Below are 18,213 nucleotides of genomic sequence, written 5' to 3'. Positions count from 1 at the left end.
AACGCACGCCCCGGCAAGTCGCGCCGACCTTTCCCGCTCTTTTGACACGCGCTCTTGCGCTCACGCCAAAGGATGCACAACGCGGCGCGCCCCAGCACGCGCCCCAGCCGCGCGGCTGGGCAGCGCCGCCGTTCTCTACATCCCGTGCATCACGGGCGCGCGGTTGCCGCTCGTGAGGTTGCGATAGCGCGCCAGCGCCCATAGCGGGAAGTATTTCGAGTAGCCGTGGTAGATCAGATAGAACACGCGCGGGAAGCCGGGTGCATTGTGCCGATCTTCCTTCCAGGTGCCCGCCTCGTCCTGGTTCGCGACGAGCCACGCAATGCCGCGCTTCACAGCCGGATTGTCGACCTCGCCCGCCGCCATCAGACCGAGGAGCGCCCACGACGTTTGCGACGGCGTGCTGGGAGACTTCTCATAGCCCTTGTAGTCGAGCTTGTAGCTGGAGCCGTCCTCGCCCCAGCCGCCATCCTCGTTCTGGATCGACACGAGCCAGGCCACCGCCCGGCGCATCGCAGCGGAATCGTGCGCAACGCCTGACGCGTTCAACGCGCACAGCGCCGACCACGTGCCGTAGATATAGTTGCTGCCCCAGCGGCCGAACCACGAGCCGTCCTTCTCCTGCTCGGAAATGATGTAATCGATGCCGCGCTTCATGACCGGATTGGTTTCGGGCTTCTCGCCGAGCTGCGCCAGCATCGAAACGCAGCGCGCGCTGACATCCACCGTCGGCGGGTCGAGCAATGCGCCGTGATCCGAAAACGGGATATTGTTCAGGTAGTAATACGTGTTGTCCGCGTCGAACGCACCCCAGCCGCCGTTTCTGCTCTGAAGGCCGGAAACCCACTCCTTGGCGCGCGCGATGGATTCACCGTTATCGTTGCGGCTGTCGGGCAGGTTCGCCGCGCGGTCGAGCGCCATCGCCACCACCGCCGTGTCGTCGACATCGGGATAATGCGGATTGGCGTACTGAAAGGCCCAGCCACCGGGCCGCACGTCCGGCTTCTGGTCGGCCCAGTCGCCTTTCACGTCGAGCACCTGAAGCGGCTTCAGCCACGCAAGTCCACGTTCAGCGGCCTCGCGCTCTGCCTCGCCGCCCGTCTCCAACAGGGCATGCGAGGCAAGCCCGGTGTCCCAGACCGGCGAGACGCAGGGCTGGCAATAGATTTCGTTCTCCGTCTCGAAGAGCAACTTCTCGATGGAATAGCGGGCGATGGCGCGGTCCGGGTCGCTTTCCGGCACGCCAAGCGCCTCGTACATCATCACGCTGTTCGCCATGGCCGGGAAGATCGCGCCGAGCCCGTCCTCGCCGTTGAGCCGCTCCTTCACGAAGGCGACGGCCTTGTCGATGGCGCTCTTGCGCGAGCGCTTCGGCAGCATCGGATCGACCACGCGCAGGCAGGCGTCAACAGCCGCGAAGAACGTGTACCACGAGCGGCTCTGGCCTTCGGCGCGCGGGCGGGGCCCGACCTTCTTCGGGTTTGCATGAAAAAGCTCGTCTACCGAAATGCCGCGCGGATTCTTTGCGACCGGCTTCTTCGCGCCGAGCACGAACAGCGGCACCATCACCGTGCGCGCCCAATAGGACACCTTCGACATGTGGAAGGGGAACCAGCGCGGCAGATGCATGATCTCGACGGGCATCACCGGCACCGCGCGCCACGTGACGACGCCGAACAACGCGAGCAGGATGCGCGTGAACACGTTCGCCATTTCGGCGCCGCCGCGCGACAGGATCGCCTCGCGGGCGCGCACCATGTGCGGCGCGTTGATATCGTCGCCGATCATCTTCAGCGCGAAGTAGGCCTTCACGCTGGCGCTCATGTCGAACGCGCCCTTGTGGAAGAGCGGCCAGCCGCCGTGCTCGCCCTGGATGCGGCGAAGGTAGTTGGCGATCTTCGCTTCGCGCTCAAGGTTCGGCTCTTCGCCGAGATAATGCACCAGCAGCACATATTCAGCCGGGATCGTGGCGTCCGCCTCGAACTCGAAGCACCAGTGGCCATCTTCGCGCTGATAGGACAGGAGCGCCGTCGACGCGGCATTGATGCGTTCTTCGAGGAAGGCGCGGTCGGCAATGCTGGCGTGGGTACGATCGAAGCGGGTGCGGTCGAAGTCGAAGCGCTCGGCGCTGCCTTCGGCGAAATCGAGGCCGTTGCGGCCGGTCATATCCATCATACTCTAAACCCTCATCGTCAGCAGGGCGGCGCGCTCGCCGGAGCGGATCGCCCCCTCAATGGTCGCGGGAAGGCCGGTCTGCGTCCAATCGCCCGCGAGGAAAAGATTGCGCCACTGCGTTGTCGCATCCGGTCGCATGGCATCCTGGGCGGGAGTGGCGGCGAACGTAGCACGCTTTTCCTTGACGATCTGCCACGGGGGCAGTTCAGCCGGAAGCCCCGTAATTGTAACGACCTCCCGCCACAGATCGGCGGCGAGGTCTTCGCGCGGGCGGTCAACGAGCCGATCCGCGCCACTGATGGTAATAGAGACTCTGTTCTCGAATGCAAAGATCCATTCGATCGTGCCCCGCACCACGCCCAGCAGCGGCGGGAAGCCGGGCGGCGGCGCGACGCGAAAATGCGCATTCAGAATTGAGCGAACCTCGGTCGGCGCTTTGAGGCCGGGGACGAGCGTCGGCGCGATCCACTGCGGCACGGCGAGGATGACCGTTTCGCCGTCCGCCACCGGAATTTCGCCGTCTCCGAAGTCGAGAGAGGTCGCGCGGCCCTCCGCGAAGGCGAGGCGTTTCAGCCGCCGACCGAATGTCACGTTGTGACCGCGCGCGCGCAGATAGTCGAGCGCCGGATCGATGAACGCCGCGGACAACCCCTCCGCCACCATCGGACGGCAGGCTTCGCCGCCCTTCGCCAGCGTCTCGCGCATGATCGTGCCCGCGAGCCTTGCCGACGCCTCGGCCGGATCGGTGTTCAGCGCGGCGATCATCAGCGGCAGCCAGAGCCGCTCATAAAGCGTGCCTTTGGGCGCGATGACATCAGTTACAGTTTTGTCTGCTCCGGCCCACATCAGCCGCGCCGCGCCGAGATAGTCGAGCGGGCTGGTGCCCGGCACGCGCCGCGCCCTGTCGAACAGCCAGAGCGGCAGCCGGCCGTCATTGATGCTGAGCGTCCAGCGTTCGCCCGTGACGAGATCGGCAAACGGAAATTCCGCCTTCGCCGGAGCGTGCATCTTGTCCGCGCCGCCGATCAGCGAGAGATAGCGGAAGGCGGAGTCGTTGCCGGACAGCAGCAGGTGGTTGCCGTTGTCGATCACCTGATCGAGCGTCGCATCGTAATAGGAGCGGCAGCGGCCGCCAGCGTGAATGCCCGCTTCATAAACCGCCACGGGATGACCCCGCTCCGCGAGGCGAACGGCTGCGGACAGGCCCGCCAGCCCCGCGCCGACGACATGCGTCAGCGGCGCGCCGCTGCTTCTGGCGGCTGGCGCTTCGGGCAAACCTTGCGCGGCCCCGCTTTCAGGGCGGGTCTGTGTCGAGTCGGCCTGATCCATCGCTCGTGGTCCGATTCCGACATTTGCAGCCGATTGAGGCGTCCTCGCGAGCAAATGTCGGAATCGCAAGGACGCACCTGATGCCAATTCTTCCAGTGGGGCTGACATTGGGGCGGGAGCTGGGTGCAAACGGCCCTAAAATGTCAAAATCGCTCCATCAGACGACGCAGTGGCGCAGGACGATGTACACTATGCGCGGCTTGGAAAGCTTGACGCGCGTGCGGGGCGGCTTGAAGCCGCGCTTGACGAGGCCGGAGAGGATGGCCTTGTAGGCCTCCGACATCACGCGCGGCGTGCGCACCATGCGGCGCGGGTGCGCCTTCATGATGCGGTCGGCTTCCGCGAAGTGCCAGCGCGCGAGCTTCACGATGCGGTTGCAGACATGCTCCAGAGCCGGATGCGCGAGCACCGTGTCGGGGTCGATGCTTTCGATGCCTTCGTCGACGAGAAACTCGTGCGGCAGATAGAGCCGGTTGATGGCGGCGTCGTCGTCGAGGTCGCGCAGGATGTTGGTCAGCTGGAGCGCGCGGCCGAGATGTTCGGAAAGCTCCCGGCCTTCGTGATCCGGCATGCGGAATACCTTTACCGACAGACGGCCCACGGCGCTCGCCACGCGGTCGCAGTACAGGTCGAGTTCGTCGAAACTCGGTGCCCGCACCGGCCCGCGCACGTCGGTTTCCATGCCGTCGATCACGGCGCGGAAGTCCTCTCGCTCAAGCCCGAAATCGCGCACGGCGACGGCGAGGCCGGAAAGCCCGCGCACGCGCTCGCCCCGGTATACGGCATCGATGTCGCGCCGCCAGAGATCGAGCTTGCGCAGGCGGGCTTCGGCATCTCCCTCGATGTCGTCGGCGATGTCGTCCACCGCGCGGCAGAAGGAGTAGATTTCAAACATCGCCTCGCGCTGGCCGGGCGGCATGATGCGCATCGCGGCGTAGAACGAGCTGCCGAGCGCGCGCTTCGACGCTTCGTCCTCGGGGTGCTGGAGGTCGTCAAGAACTTCGGCGGTCATTTGCCACCTCGCAACGCAGGCTGAGCCGCGCCGGGTGTGAAAAGCCGCCGCGCAAGCTCAAGGCCCGCCGCCGCAATCAGATTCGACGCAGATGCGGCCTTCGACAGATGGACGCGCTCGCTCAACGGGTCGCGTTCCTTGAGGAGATGCACGATCTTCCGAGCGAGCCGCTCGATACCGGCGACTTCGAGGCTGAGCCGCGTATCGCGGATGCCGCGCGAAAGCTGCGACGAGCCGAGAAGCGCTTCCGTTTTCGCTGCCAGGTCATGAATGACGTCGAGCAGCGCGGGCGAGGCTTTGGGCGCGGCGAGGGCCTCTACGGGGATGCCGCGCGCTTCGAGCAGGTCGAGCGGGATGTAAACGCGGTCGAGGCGCCGGTAGTCCGCGCCGCAATCCTGAAGGTGGTTGTTGATCTGAAGCGCGGCGCACAGTGCGTCGTTCGCGGGCCAGGTGTCGCGGCTTTCGCCGTGGACGTCGAGCACGAAGCGCCCGACCGGCATGGCGGAATAGCGGCAATAGTCGATGAGGTCGTTCCAGTCGGTGTAGCGGGTCTTGCGCGCGTCCCGGCGGAACGCGATCAGGAGATCCTGGGCATGCTGCGGCGACAGCCCACGCTCGGCGAGTGCGGCCCGCAGGGGCAAGGCGTGCGCGATGGCGTCGGTCTGTCCGAGCAGCGTCGCCTCGAACGCGTCGAGCGTGAACACTTTCTCGTCTTCGGAAAGGTTCGGATCGTCGGCGACGTCGTCGGCGGCGCGCGCGAAACGGTAGAACGCCATGATCGGCGCGCGATGCCGCTTCGACACGAGATGCGACGCGACCGGGAAGTTTTCGTCCCGATGCGTCTTCTCGCCTGCTTCCCAGACCGGACCCGCCGTCATGATGCCTCCGCGCGCTGCGCTTGAACGCGCCCCTTCCAAAGGCCGCCCTTGCCGCGCCACTGCTGGAGCGCGGAGTCGACCGTGAACGTAATGTAGAGAACCGCGATGGCAGGCAGCGCAGCCGACCACAACGGCGAAAGCCTGTAGAAGCGGACAATCGGCCAGAAAGCCGCCGTCATCAAGACAAAGCTTATCGCGCCAGCTGCTTGCGCTAAACCTGTGCCGAAAACAGCGAGCCAGAGCGGAATAAGATAGGTCAGCATCATTCCGATGACGGTGCCGGCGAGCAACAGGGGCGAATAATTGAGCTGATCGTAGGCAGAGCGCGCCACCATCTTGCGGATATCCTCGAAATGAGGGTAGGGGCGCAGGCTGTGGACACTGTCGGTGAGGCCGAGCCAGACCGGTCCCTTGCGTTTCATGGCGCGGCCCAGCGCGCAATCGTCGATCAGCGAGGAGCGGATGGCCCGGATGCCGCCCGCCGCTTCAAGCGCGTCGCGGCGAGCGAGCATGCAGCCCCCCGCCGCCGCCGCCATCGGATGGTCGCGGCGATTCACCCACGAGAATGGGTAGAGCATCTGGAAGAAGAAGACGAAGGCGGGGATCAGCATCCGCTCGGCGAAGCTCTCGCAACGGAGTTTGACCATCAGCGAGTTGAGCACGAGGCCGCGCCCCTCCGACCGGGCCACAAGGCGGCGCACCACGCCCTGATCGTAGGCGATGTCGGCGTCGGTGAGGAGCAGGTAGCGCGAGGGAACCGGACGCGACGAGGCTTCGGCGATGCCCTGGTTGACGGCCCAGAGCTTGCCTGTCCAGCCGCGCGGCAAGGGTTGGCCTGAGATGATCGTGAGGCGGTCGCTGGCGCCGAGCGCTTCGGCGGCCTTGCGCGCGACTTTGGACGTGCCGTCATCGCTCTGATCGTCCACGAGAACCACGTCGAGCCGCGCGGGGTAATCCTGCGCCAGGAGCGACGAGATGCACCGGTCGATGACGTCGGCCTCGTTCCGTGCCGGGATGACTGCCGTCACCGAGGGCCATGTCGCCGGCGCGATTGCGCGCTCGCTTTCTTCCCGAACGTTGGCTCGCCAGAACCCCCCGCGAGCAGCCAACAGAAACACCCACGCCGCAAGCGCGACGCCGCCCAAAGTCAACTCGACCGTCATGCCCAGACTCTTGCTTTATCGATGCCGGCCGCGGTGCCCCACTGCAACCAGCATCCGCCCTAAGTACCCTGTCGCTTCGAATAGAAGAGAAAGGACCTTGGAGTCTATTGTTTTTGTTCGTCTTCTCGGCAGGACAAGTCCCCGGTCCCCCGGATGGGTTTCAGGCCCACCTTCCATTCTGCGCGCGGGAGATGCCGTAATTCTTTATTTGAGCACGGAAATTATACGAATACCCCTTGCTTGTGCACGCAACAGGGCTAGTTCGCGTCCATCTTCAGCGCGGCGATGAAGGCCTCTTGGGGGATCTCGACGCGGCCGAATTGCCGCATCTTCTTCTTGCCCTCTTTCTGCTTGTCGAGCAGCTTGCGCTTGCGGCTGACGTCGCCGCCATAGCACTTCGCGGTCACGTCCTTGCGGAGTGCCGAGAGCGTTTCGCGCGCGATGATCTTCGCGCCGATGGCAGCCTGGATCGGGATCTGGAACAGATGGCGGGGGATCAGCTCTTTCAGCTTCTCGCACATCATGCGCCCGCGCATCTCCGCGCGACCGCGATGCACGATGATCGAAAGCGCGTCCACCGGTTCGGCGTTGACGAGGATCGACATCTTCACGAGGTCGCCCTCGCGGTATTCGATGAGCTGATAATCGAAGCTCGCATAGCCGCGCGATACGGATTTCAACCGGTCGTAGAAGTCGAAAACTACCTCGTTGAGCGGCAGTTCGTAGACCACCATGGCGCGGTTGCCGGCATAGGACAGGTCGATCTGGCGCCCGCGCCGATCCTCGCACAGCTTGAGCACCGCGCCGAGATAATCGTCCGGCACCAGGATCGTGGCCTTGATCCAGGGCTCTTCCATGTGATCGATCTTCACGATGTCCGGCATGTCGGCCGGATTGTGCATCTCCTCCATCTGCCCGTCGGTCATATAGAGGTGATAGATCACCGAAGGGGCGGTGGTGATGAGATCGATATTGAACTCGCGTTCGAGACGCTCGCGGATGATTTCGAGATGAAGGAGGCCGAGGAAGCCGCAGCGGAAGCCGAAGCCGAGCGCAGCGCTCGTCTCCATCTCATACTGGAAGCTCGCGTCATTGAGGCGCAGCTTTCCCATTGCGTCGCGCAGATCCTCGAATTGCGACGCGTCGACCGGGAAAAGGCCGCAGAAGACCACGGGCTGCACCGGCTTGAAACCCGGCAGCGCCTTGGGAGTGGGCCGCTTTTCTTCCGTAACCGTGTCGCCGACGCGCGTGTCGGCCACTTCCTTGATCGCGGCGGTGAAAAAGCCGACTTCGCCGGGGCGCAGCGCATCGACCATTTCCTGCTTCGGGCGGAAGATGCCGACGCGGTCCACGGGGTAGACGCCGTCGGTGGCCATCAGCTTGATGCGCATGCCCTTCTTGAGCACGCCGTCCACCATGCGCACGAGCACCACAACACCGAGATAGGGATCGTACCAGCTGTCGATGAGCATCGCCTTCAGCGGCGCCTTCACGTCGCCCTCTCTGGGAGGCGGCAGGCGGTGCACGATGGCTTCAAGCACGGCGTCGATGTTGAGGCCCGTCTTCGCCGAAATCTCCACCGCGTTGGAGGCGTCGAGACCGATCACGTCCTCGATCTGCTGCTTCACGCGGTCCGGTTCGGCGGCGGGAAGGTCGATCTTGTTCAGAACGGGGACGATTTCATGGTTGTTGTCGAGCGCCTGATAGACGTTTGCGAGCGTCTGCGCTTCCACGCCCTGGCTCGCGTCGACGACAAGCAGCGAGCCTTCGCAAGCGGCGAGGCTGCGGCTGACTTCGTAAGCGAAGTCGACATGCCCCGGCGTGTCCATCAGGTTGAGCTGATAAAGCTCGCCGTCCTTTGCCTTGTAGTCGAGGCGCACGGTCTGCGCCTTGATGGTGATGCCGCGCTCCTTCTCGATGTCCATGTTGTCGAGAACTTGGGCCTGCCCCGCCATTTCGCGGTCGCTCATACCTCCGCAATATTGGATCAGGCGGTCGGCGAGCGTCGATTTGCCGTGATCGATATGCGCGACGATCGAAAAATTGCGGATGCGCGATAGCGGCGTCACGGGTTTGGGCGCTCCCTTGGCGACCTCCGCTATTGGCGCGGCTGTGGCGGCAACGGCGTTTGCAGGCACGGTGTTCATTGGCTCGGGCGATTTCGGCTCGGTCATGGCGCCTTACATAATGGAAAAGTCAAAAGGCTGAAAGGGTGGCGGCGAACGTTCGAGGCTTCGCCTGAGGTTTCGAGGCTTCGCCCCAGGTGTCGTATGGTCGCAGGTGTCTAATGGTTGCGGGGTGCGGCTTCAGTCTTTGCCCTGCCTGCGGCGCATGGGCGGGGAAATCTGCCAAATCGCGCGTTCCTCCGTTGCATCCGCCGTGCTTACCGCGCCACCAAAGGCTGCGCGGCTCACGTGTCATATTCGCTTGCGGTGGACTGCTCCGCGCGATAGCCGCATCGACGCAAGCGAGTGGACAACCCGGGTTGCCAAACCGCAACTTGAGCTGAAGGCAACGAACCGCCTCCACCGACTACGCCGCGCCACGCCTGACCCCGCCTGCCGCCCGCAAGACGCTTATGCTGCGGCAGCCGCGCCTGCGAGACGTTCCGCGATGGCGTTCAGCGCAGCCTCGGCGTTCGCTCCGTTCGGACCGCCGGCCTGCGCCAGATCCGGCCTGCCGCCCCCGCCTTGTCCTCCGACCGCAGCCGCTCCGGCCTTTACGAGATCGACCGCGCTGTAATGCTTGGTGAGATCGTCCGTCACGCCGACAACGATTCCCGCCTTGCCATCGTCCGTGACGCCTACGATGGCCACGATCCCGGAGCCGATCTGCCGTTTGCCGTCATCCACGAGGCTGCGAAGATCCTTGGGCTGAATGCCCTGGACGGTGCGCGCGAACATCGTCACGTCGCCGACCCGGCGAACCGGATTTTCAGCGCCGTCCTGTCCCCCGCCCGTGCCGAGCGCAATCTTCTTCTTCGCCTCGGCCAGTTCGCGTTCAAGCTTCTTGCGCTCTTCTATCAGGCTTTGCAGGCGCGTCGGGACTTCCGATGGCGCCACGCGGAGAAGCTCGGCGGCCTGCCGAAGGGCCGCCTCCTGATGTGCGAGATGCTGGCGGGCCGCATTGGCCGTCAGGGCTTCGATGCGTCTGACACCGGCGGCGACGGCGCTCTCCTGCACGACCTTGACGAGGCCGATTTCGCCCGTCGCCCGCACGTGCGTGCCACCGCACAGTTCCACCGAGAAAGCGCGGCTTCCGCGGTCGTCGTGGCTGGCCTCGCCCATCGAAACGACGCGGACCTCCTCGCCGTATTTTTCGCCGAAAAGCGCCATGGCGCCGGCAGCAATGGCGTCGTCCACCGCCATCAGACGGGTTACCACGGGGCTGTCGCGCAACACGACTGCATTGGCCAGATCCTCGACGGCTGCGAGTTCCTCCCTGGAAAGCGGCTTCGGATGGGAGAAATCGAAACGCAACTTGTCCGGATCGACGAGCGAGCCCTTTTGCGTGACATGCGTGCCGAGCGTCTCGCGCAGCGCCTCGTGCAGCAGATGGGTCGCCGAATGGTTCGCGCGAATCGCGGTGCGGCGCGCGTGATCGACCTGCATTTCGACGGCGTCGCCAACCTTGAGCGGGCCCTCTTTCGCTACGCCGACATGCGCGAACAGTTTGCCGAGCTTCTTCTGCGTCTCGGTCACGTCGAAGTGGGCATTTTTCGGCCCGATGATGACACCTCGGTCACCGACCTGGCCGCCCGATTCGCCATAAAACGGCGTCTGGTTGAGAATAAGGACGCCCTCTTCGCCGGTCTTCAATTGCTTGACCGGCTTGCCATCCTTCAGGATCGCGACAATCTGGCCTTCGGCTACCTCAGTTTCATAGCCGAGAAATTCCGTCGCGCCCGCCTGATCCAGCACGTCGAACCAGACCTTGTCCGTCGCAGCCTCGCCGGAGCCAGCCCACGCCTTGCGCGCTTCGGCCTTTTGCTGCGCCATGGCGGCGTTGAATTGTTCGACATCGACGCGAATGCTGCGGGCCTTCAGCGCATCCTGCGTCAGGTCGAGCGGGAAGCCGTAGGTGTCATACAGCCTGAAGGCCACGTCGCCGGAAAACGTGTCGCCCGCGCCGAGCGAACCGGACGCCTCGTCGAGAAGGCTCAGGCCGCGGGCGAGCGTCCTGCGGAAGCGCACCTCCTCGATCTTGAGCGTTTCGCCGATGAGCGCCTGACCGCGCACGAGTTCCGGATAAGCCTGGCCCATCTCCCGCACCAGAACGGGAAGGAGGCGGTACAGCAGCGGTTCTTCGGCGCCCAGCAGATGCGAATGGCGCATCGCGCGTCGCATGATGCGGCGAAGAACATAGCCACGCCCTTCGTTCGAGGGCAGCACGCCGTCCGCGATAAGGAAGGCAGAGGCGCGAAGATGGTCGGCGATGACGCGATGGCTCGGAAGCGCTGCGCCCTCGGCCGGCACGCCGGTCGCATCGACCGAAGCGCGGATCAGAGCCTGAAAGAGGTCGGTGTCGTAATTATTGTGAACGCCTTGCAGCACTGCGGCGACGCGTTCCAGGCCCATGCCCGTGTCGATCGAAGGCCTCGGCAGATCGAGCCGCTCCGTTTTCGAAACCTGCTCGTATTGCATGAAAACGAGGTTCCAGATCTCGATGAAGCGGTCCCCGTCGGCGTCCTCGCTGCCGGGAGGGCCGCCGGGGACTTTCGGACCGTGGTCGAAAAAGATTTCGGAGCAGGGCCCGCACGGACCCGTTTCCCCCATCGACCAGAAATTATCCGATGTGGGAATGCGGATGATGCGGTCGTCGGACAGACCTGCGATCTTCTTCCAGAGGGCATGCGCGTCGTCGTCTTCGGAGAAGACGGTGACGAGAAGCCGCTTCTTGTCGAGCCCGAATTCCTTGGTGACGAGCGTCCAGGCCAACTCTATGGCGCGCTCCTTGAAGTAGTCGCCAAAGGAGAAATTGCCGAGCATCTCGAAGAAGGTGTGATGTCGCGCGGTGTAGCCGACATTGTCGAGGTCGTTGTGCTTGCCGCCCGCGCGCACGCACTTCTGGGAGGTGACGGCGCGCTTGAATGGAAGCGTCTCCATGCCGGTGAAGACGTTCTTGAACTGCACCATGCCCGCGTTCGTGAACATCAGCGTCGGATCGTTCCGAGGCACGAGCGGGCTCGATGGCACGTGCTCGTGACCGTTCTTGCGGAAGAAATCGATGAAGGTTCCGCGGATCTCGTTAAGGGTGCTCATAACCAAATTCGTTTCCAGTGGACAAGCGCGGCTTTACCGGCGGCCAAACCGGCCCAAGAGATAAAGCATATCGGCACTCGACAGCGATACCGCAATTTCCCGTTATCGAGCAAGACGCCCACAGCAATCCTGCCACATGCGGTCCGATTTGACACATCGACGTCGGCCTAGCGGCTGGCGCCCTTCCGGCCCGGGCTTGGCGCCTCAACCTCGCCCGGCAGCTCTCCGTCGCCGTTGTCATCGTCGCTATCCGCACCGTCGAGGATTTTTGTCGCGATCAGTCCGGCATTGGCGCGGATGTCTCGTTCAATCGCTTCGGCCACCGCCGGATTGCCGCGCAAGAAGGCCTTTGCGTTTTCCCGCCCCTGTCCAATCCGCTGGCTGTCGTGCGAATACCAGGAACCGGATTTTTCGACGATGTTGGCCTTCACCCCCAGGTCGACGAGTTCTCCGGTCTTCGAGATACCTTCGCCGTACATGATGTCGAATTCGACCTGTTTGAATGGCGGGGCCACCTTGTTCTTGACGACCTTCACCCGGGTCTGGTTGCCGACGACCTCGTCGCGTTCCTTGATCTGTCCGATGCGACGGATGTCGAGGCGCACCGAGGAGTAAAATTTCAAGGCGTTGCCGCCCGTGGTGGTTTCGGGATTGCCGAACATCACGCCGATCTTCATGCGAATCTGGTTGATGAAGATGACAAGGCAATTCGATTTCGAGATCGATCCCGTGAGTTTGCGGAGCGCCTGACTCATGAGGCGGGCCTGCATACCCGGCAGCACATCGCCCATCTCCCCCTCGATCTCGGCCTTCGGGGTCAAGGCTGCGACCGAATCCACCACGATGACGTCGATTGCGCCGGAGCGCACCAGCGTATCGGTGATTTCGAGAGCCTGTTCGCCCGTGTCGGGCTGCGAGATGATCAGGTCTTCCAGGTTGACGCCCAGCTTTCTCGCATAGACGGGATCGAGCGCGTGCTCGGCGTCCACGAACCCGCAGGAGCCGCCCTTCTTCTGCGCCTCTGCGATAACGTGAAGCGCGAGCGTCGTCTTGCCGGACGATTCCGGCCCGAAAATTTCGATGATGCGGCCACGCGGTAATCCGCCTATTCCGAGCGCGATGTCGAGGCCCAGGGAGCCGGTGGAAATCGCTTCCACCTCGACGGGCTTGTCGTTCTTGCCCAGCCGCATGACGGATCCCTTGCCGAAATTCCGCTCGATCTGACTCAGGGCGGCTTCGAGGGCTTTCTGTTTGTCCATGCTGTCCCAATTCCCTTCGATCACGCGGAACGGCGTTTCGCTCATGAATCGTTATCCTTCGTTTATTCCATAGCGGTCATGGACTTGCAAACGACACTGAATGTACCCCGTTTGTTCTTGTGCGCAAGTGGTTTTGCTCAACCTTGGATCATTCGTTCTGATTGTTGCAATTGGGGCACTCCCGCTGCAAAACGAGATCGATTGCCCCGCATGCGTCGAATTCCGGCGCCCGATCCGGGCGCGCACGCCACCGGGTCGACCCGATCGGTGAATCTGTCTCTGAACCCAAGAAGAACATTTTACCGATCGCACGCTGCGATCTGATCGTAATTCCGCTCTACGCGGCCGCCGCCTTCACGGTTTCGGCCAGTTTCTTGAGCGTGAAGGGCTTCGGCAGAAAGATGAAGTTTTCGTCCGCCGCGAGGTTCTTGCGGAAAGCTTCCTCCGCATAGCCCGACATGAATACGATGCGAATGTCGGGATTTCGCTGACGCAAATGGCGCAAAAGGGTTGGGCCATCCATCTCGGGCATCACGACGTCGCTCACCACGAGGTCGACCTGACCTTCGTGACGATCCATGATTTCGAGCGCCTCGACGCCGCTCGCCGCTTCGAGAACGGTGTAGCCGCGGGTAGCGAGTGCGCGAGACGCGAAGGAACGCACGGCGTCTTCGTCTTCAACCAGCAGGACGGTCGCCTTGCCGGTGAGATCGACGGTCTGCTCGGGCGCTTCGCTGCGGGTTTCGAGGGCTTTCAGGTCGAGTTCGGTTTCGACATAGCGCGGCAGGAAGATGCGGAACGACGATCCTTTTCCGATCTCGCTGTCGACGAGAATCGTGCCGCCTGTCTGCTTCACGATGCCGTAAACGGTGGAGAGCCCGAGGCCCGTCCCCTTGCCGACCTCTTTCGTCGAGAAAAACGGATCGAAGATCTTTTCCAGAATCTCGGGCTTGATGCCGGTGCCGGTGTCCCGCACTTCGACTGTGACATACTCGCCTCGCTCGACGCCGCGATCCTTGAGGAGAAGGGACTCGCGCTCGCTAACATTGGCGGTGGAGATGATGATTTCGCCGCCGTCGGGCATCGCATCCCGCGCGTTCACCGCGAGGTTCATGATGACCTGGAAAAGCTGACCCTCGTCGGCCTTCACGAACCAGAGATCGCGGCCGTGCTGCACCCTGGCCTTGACCTTTTCGCCGAGCGTTCGGCCCATCGTCGCCTGGAATTCCTCGATGACGTCCGTCAGCCTGAGAATGGCGGGGCGCAAGGTCTGGCGACGCGAATAGGCCAGGATCTGCTTGACGAGTTCCGCCGCGCGGGTCGCGTTGTTCTTGATGTTCATCAAGTCCTTGAACGCGGGATCGGACGCGCGGAAGCGGCGCAGGAGCAAGTCTGAAAAGCCGATGATGGCTGTAAGCAGGTTGTTGAAGTCGTGCGCGATGCCGCCGGCGAGTTCGCCCACGGCCTGAAGTTTCTGTCCTTGCGCCGCCTTCTCGTCGGTGAGCGCGCTTGCCACGGGTTCAGCCGCCGTTATCACGAGATGGTTCCCGTCGGCCGCCGGAAAGATCACAAGGCGAACGCGGCGGTTGATCGCGTCCTTAGGAGCGGCGTGAAGCTCGACCGGGGCGGGATTCGCATCCGGCGCGGAGAGTAAAGCCGCAATCTTTTCCTTCACCGTCTGGGCGGAGGCTTCGGCAAGAAGCGAGGCCAACGCCTTTCCATGAATGTCGGGCGCCTGCGAACCGTCTGTGCCTTCGGTGTCGAAGATCCGGCGGAAAACATCGTTGGCGCCGAGGATGACGCCTTTCGTGTTCAGAATGGCCATCGCTTCGGGTGCGCAGGCGACGATCGTCTCGAATGCCTCGTCCAGTCGCCCGGTTGCGGCATCCGCGGGCGTGACAAGCCACACTCCGCCGCCGTTGAGGGTGTCCGCCAGATGCAACCCGGCCTGCCGGGTAAAGCCGGTGGCGCTCACCACCTGAACCTGAATGTTGCCCCCCGCCTTGGCGATGACATCGCGAAGTCTCGCGCGCGTGAGCGGATTGCCGCGCCGCGTTCTGAAGAGCGACCAAGCCTCCCTGCCGACCGGGGAACCTCCGGCTAGCTTCTCGAAGGCCTTGTTCGCGCTCTGAACGCTGAGATCCTTGTTGACCGTCAGGGCCGCCACGGGGAGCATTTCGAGCAGATCGGGGGTGCGGCGCTCGCCCGATGCATCCTTCCTGAATTGCTCGACATGCCATAAGAAAAACTGTGCCCGGTTCCCCTGATCGCCGATGGGGGTTATCCCGAGAACCGCCGTTTCGCCTCCCGCCAAATTCGGGAGAACGATGGTTTCCGTGTGCTTCCTGCCTTCGCGTCCGGCGGAAAGAAGGCGGAAAACGGCAGCCGCCGTTTCGCGGTCGCGATCGCCGAGCCGCGAGAGGCTCTGATCGACGCCGAGGCCGCCCACGATTGTCATGAAGCTATCGCTGCAACCCTGAATGATCCCTTTCCTGTTGGTCACGGCGATTGCGCCGGGATGCGCCCGGACGATGTCGTGGGCGGTGTCGCCGGTCGTTGCCTCGGAGGGCTTGAACTGGATCTGGCCGGTCGCGAAAAGCACGCCGCCTGCGGCGCCTGCGAACGCGAAAAGCGCGAGCGCCGCCTCACCCTGGCCGACGAGAGACAACGTCACCGCGGCAGCGGCGCCCGCACCGACAGCTATGCTGCCCCAATGGGGCGTTTTCTGCGCCAACGCCATCGACCGAGTTCCCATTCGTCACCTCATCAACGGCCCCACCATGGAGTGATTCGGCTTGCCTCAAGGCTCACACATGGAACGTCACCGTCGCGCGCGATGCGTTAAGAAAAGCTTACCATGGTCTGCGCACGGCGCATCGCAGCGGCTTCAATCGCGCTTGATGACGCCAGAGAGGATCGCGCCGAGCATGATCACGCCCATCACGCCGAGGATATTCTCCGCCCAAGAGACAGCGCGCAGCGTCGCAGGTGGAAGCGTCGCCTTGCCGACGATTGGAAAATCCACCTCGATCTTGCGCATCATCGGCGTCCAAGCCGAGCGCTGGCCGAGGTCTATGGCGGGCAGCAGCACGTCGGCGGAGTAGGTCAGGGCGTTGAACGCTAGGATCTGGGTCACCTTGCCTGGCGCGTCGCCGCTCATTTTGCAGTTGGTCCAGTTCGTCGCGCAATCCTTGTAGTCGTTGCTGGTCCAGACCTGCGCATCCTTGGGCGCAAAGCCGCCGCCTGCCGCGCCGCGTTCATAAAGCGCGGCGCACGCCAACCACAGCGCGACAAGCGCGACCACGAGCCGGTGTGGGCGATAGCCGTAACCGCAGGACCAGCCAAACGCGACACTGAGCAGCCACGGGAAGGGGTTTTTAATCGGCCATTGGCGAAACGGATCCTTGAGCCATGTGTGGAAGGGCATCGTCCACGGCCGCTTGCGCTTTTGCAGATAATGCTGCTTCAAAAGTCCGATGCGGCGCGCGCTCGCGTCATGTCCCATGTCGCGCAGCACCTTGATAAGTTGTTCGAAGGGCTGTGGACGAAAATCCTCACCAAGGTCAGAAGGGTGCTGCCGAGCCAGCCAAGCGGCACGTGTCTTCCAGTCTGTTTTTGCGAGGCTACCAAAGCGATTATACGTGAAACCGTCGAGATAGATCGAATCAAGAGTGCTATTTTGCGCGTCCCAGAGCGAGGGGTCGTCTTGAACTTGGTGAGCATGGGCCCCTTGGAGGACGAGAGCCCCTTCTATGACACAAAGATGATTTACGGGTTGCGCTGCTGGCCCAAGCCAAAGGGTACCGCGGATGCGTGCCGACTCGAGACTGAGTGCAACTGCTCCGCCAGCTGTGAAAGTACCTCCATTGCACGCAAAATCGCCGTCGATAGAAGCGCCCGTGAAGCGCACTATTCCCCGACCCGCGAAACGTCGCACGCCGTCACGCCTGAAAAAGACGCTGCCGCTAACCTTCGCGCCGTCTGCAGCAAGCGCGGGGCCGCGCAGATTGGTGAGTATGGCCCCGGTGCAGTCCAGATTGCCTCCTATCTCTACGCCCGGGAGGCGCACCTCTCCCTGCGCCTCGAAACGCCGATCACCGTCGCAGCTCAAAATGACGTCGCCTGCGACCTTCGCGCCGTCGCCAGAAAGAGCCTTGTCGCCCGGATTTGAGAACGTCGCACCGCTGCAGACCAAAACGCCGCCAATCTCCGCGCCCAAGAAGCGCACTTCTCCTTGCGCTTCGAAACGCCGATCACCGTCGCAGTTCAAAAAGACGCTGCCTGCAACTCTTGCGCGGTCGCAAGAAAGCGCCTTGTCGCCGGGATTGGCGAATGTCGCGCCGCTACAGTTCAGATCGCCACCAATTTCCGCACCCACCAAGCGAACGTCTCCTTGCGCCTCGAAACGCCGCTCGCCAAACCAATTCAGAAAGACGGTGCCGGTCACCTTCGCGCTATCGCAATTAAGCGCGCAGCCACCCACATGGGCGAGCGTCGCGCCGCTGAAGTCTAGATTGCCGCCGATCACTGCTCCAGACAAACTCACCTCGCCGGAAACCCGAGTGTCTCTCAAAAATGCATTGCCGGCGATCGAAGCTGTCTGAAGATTGACACCACCAGTCATGGAGCCGCGGAGAATGATTTCATCGAGAGATGAACTGCGACCGTTAATGCCGGCGGCAATATTGCAATTCGCGAGATAAAGAGAGCGGACATCGTGCGCACTTTCTAGGTCGAGTTGTCCGTCGACGTACGCGCCCACGATTCTGACGCCCTTCTCGTGCACCGGCGCTTCGTCATCGCCGCCGAGCAGCAGAAATCGAAGGAAGCCCGTGCGGATCCGCTTATCATCCGTGGCTTCGTCAGGAAGATCGGCGCCAATTACGCAAATCTCGCCACGCGCAGCGCAATCGAGAAGTTGCTCTTCAGCCGGGTACAAGCCGCGTGGCGTCGTCGCGCCATTGATGCGGAAATCGGCAAGCGCGCGACCGAAAGCCCGCCGCGCCTGCTGCGGGGCGCGCACTTCTCGTACGAATCCATCCTGCATGCCCCGTCCCCGACTAGCCCGAGCTATGCAAGTGATAACCGGAAGCGCCGCTTCGGTCGAGATGGGTAATCAGATATAAACCGCGGCTC

Annotated in this window: 10 protein-coding genes; all 10 read right to left on the bottom strand. The window is 63.2% G+C overall.

Going from position 1 to position 18,213, the window contains the following annotated elements; translation table 11 throughout:
* Positions 1–135: 135 nt before the first annotated feature.
* On the bottom strand, positions 136–2,175 hold the full coding sequence (gene shc, locus EK416_RS14460; RefSeq protein ID WP_127078688.1) for a squalene--hopene cyclase: 2,040 nt from the start codon (positions 2,173–2,175) through the stop codon (positions 136–138).
* A gap of 3 nt (positions 2,176–2,178) precedes the next feature.
* On the bottom strand, positions 2,179–3,504 hold the full coding sequence (hpnE, locus tag EK416_RS14455) for a hydroxysqualene dehydroxylase HpnE (protein WP_127078686.1): 1,326 nt from the start codon (positions 3,502–3,504) through the stop codon (positions 2,179–2,181).
* A 157-nt stretch (positions 3,505–3,661) separates the two neighbouring features.
* Positions 3,662–4,516, bottom strand: a complete 855-nt coding sequence (gene hpnD / locus EK416_RS14450) for a presqualene diphosphate synthase HpnD (RefSeq protein WP_127078684.1) — start codon at positions 4,514–4,516, stop codon at positions 3,662–3,664.
* Positions 4,513–5,394 (bottom strand): squalene synthase HpnC, encoded by an 882-nt coding sequence (gene hpnC, locus EK416_RS14445; protein WP_127078682.1) that lies wholly within the window; start codon positions 5,392–5,394, stop codon positions 4,513–4,515. The genes hpnD and hpnC overlap by 4 nt, the downstream gene beginning before the upstream one ends.
* Positions 5,391–6,557 (bottom strand): glycosyltransferase, encoded by a 1,167-nt coding sequence (locus tag EK416_RS14440; protein WP_127078681.1) that lies wholly within the window; start codon positions 6,555–6,557, stop codon positions 5,391–5,393. The genes hpnC and EK416_RS14440 overlap by 4 nt, the downstream gene beginning before the upstream one ends.
* A gap of 257 nt (positions 6,558–6,814) precedes the next feature.
* Positions 6,815–8,626 carry a translation elongation factor 4 gene (lepA, locus tag EK416_RS14435; protein ID WP_127079799.1) on the bottom strand — a complete coding sequence of 604 codons (1,812 nt, stop codon included), beginning with the start codon at positions 8,624–8,626 and terminating at the stop codon, positions 6,815–6,817.
* Positions 8,627–9,133: 507 nt separating this feature from the next.
* The gene (gene alaS, locus EK416_RS14430; protein WP_127078679.1) at positions 9,134–11,818 is read right to left on the bottom strand and encodes an alanine--tRNA ligase; all 2,685 of its coding nucleotides are present in this window, start codon (positions 11,816–11,818) and stop codon (positions 9,134–9,136) included.
* 167 nt (positions 11,819–11,985) lie between these two features.
* On the bottom strand, positions 11,986–13,122 hold the full coding sequence (gene recA / locus EK416_RS14425; RefSeq protein ID WP_127078677.1) for a recombinase RecA: 1,137 nt from the start codon (positions 13,120–13,122) through the stop codon (positions 11,986–11,988).
* A gap of 292 nt (positions 13,123–13,414) precedes the next feature.
* Positions 13,415–15,832: a response regulator gene (locus tag EK416_RS14420; protein WP_127078675.1), complete on the bottom strand. Its 2,418-nt coding sequence runs from the start codon at positions 15,830–15,832 to the stop codon at positions 13,415–13,417.
* Positions 15,833–15,964: 132 nt separating this feature from the next.
* Positions 15,965–18,124 (bottom strand): hypothetical protein, encoded by a 2,160-nt coding sequence (locus EK416_RS14415; protein WP_127078673.1) that lies wholly within the window; start codon positions 18,122–18,124, stop codon positions 15,965–15,967.
* Between the last annotated feature and the right edge of the window lie 89 nt (positions 18,125–18,213).

Source organism: Rhodomicrobium lacus, assembly GCF_003992725.1.
Taxonomy (GTDB): Bacteria; Pseudomonadota; Alphaproteobacteria; order Rhizobiales; family Rhodomicrobiaceae; genus Rhodomicrobium; species Rhodomicrobium lacus.
The sequence above is the reverse complement of the archived record's forward strand: the minus strand, read 5'-3'. Positions and strand labels throughout refer to the sequence as shown.

Coding starts and splice junctions, on each gene's coding strand:
- EK416_RS14440 (WP_127078681.1), bottom strand. CDS start 6,557: ATGACGGTCGAGTTGACTTTGGGCGGCGTCGCGCTTGCGGCGTGGGTG.
- recA (WP_127078677.1), bottom strand. CDS start 13,122: ATGAGCGAAACGCCGTTCCGCGTGATCGAAGGGAATTGGGACAGCATG.
- hpnC (WP_127078682.1), bottom strand. CDS start 5,394: ATGACGGCGGGTCCGGTCTGGGAAGCAGGCGAGAAGACGCATCGGGAC.
- hpnD (WP_127078684.1), bottom strand. CDS start 4,516: ATGACCGCCGAAGTTCTTGACGACCTCCAGCACCCCGAGGACGAAGCG.
- EK416_RS14420 (WP_127078675.1), bottom strand. CDS start 15,832: ATGGGAACTCGGTCGATGGCGTTGGCGCAGAAAACGCCCCATTGGGGC.
- shc (WP_127078688.1), bottom strand. CDS start 2,175: ATGATGGATATGACCGGCCGCAACGGCCTCGATTTCGCCGAAGGCAGC.
- hpnE (WP_127078686.1), bottom strand. CDS start 3,504: ATGGATCAGGCCGACTCGACACAGACCCGCCCTGAAAGCGGGGCCGCG.
- EK416_RS14415 (WP_127078673.1), bottom strand. CDS start 18,124: ATGCAGGATGGATTCGTACGAGAAGTGCGCGCCCCGCAGCAGGCGCGG.
- alaS (WP_127078679.1), bottom strand. CDS start 11,818: ATGAGCACCCTTAACGAGATCCGCGGAACCTTCATCGATTTCTTCCGC.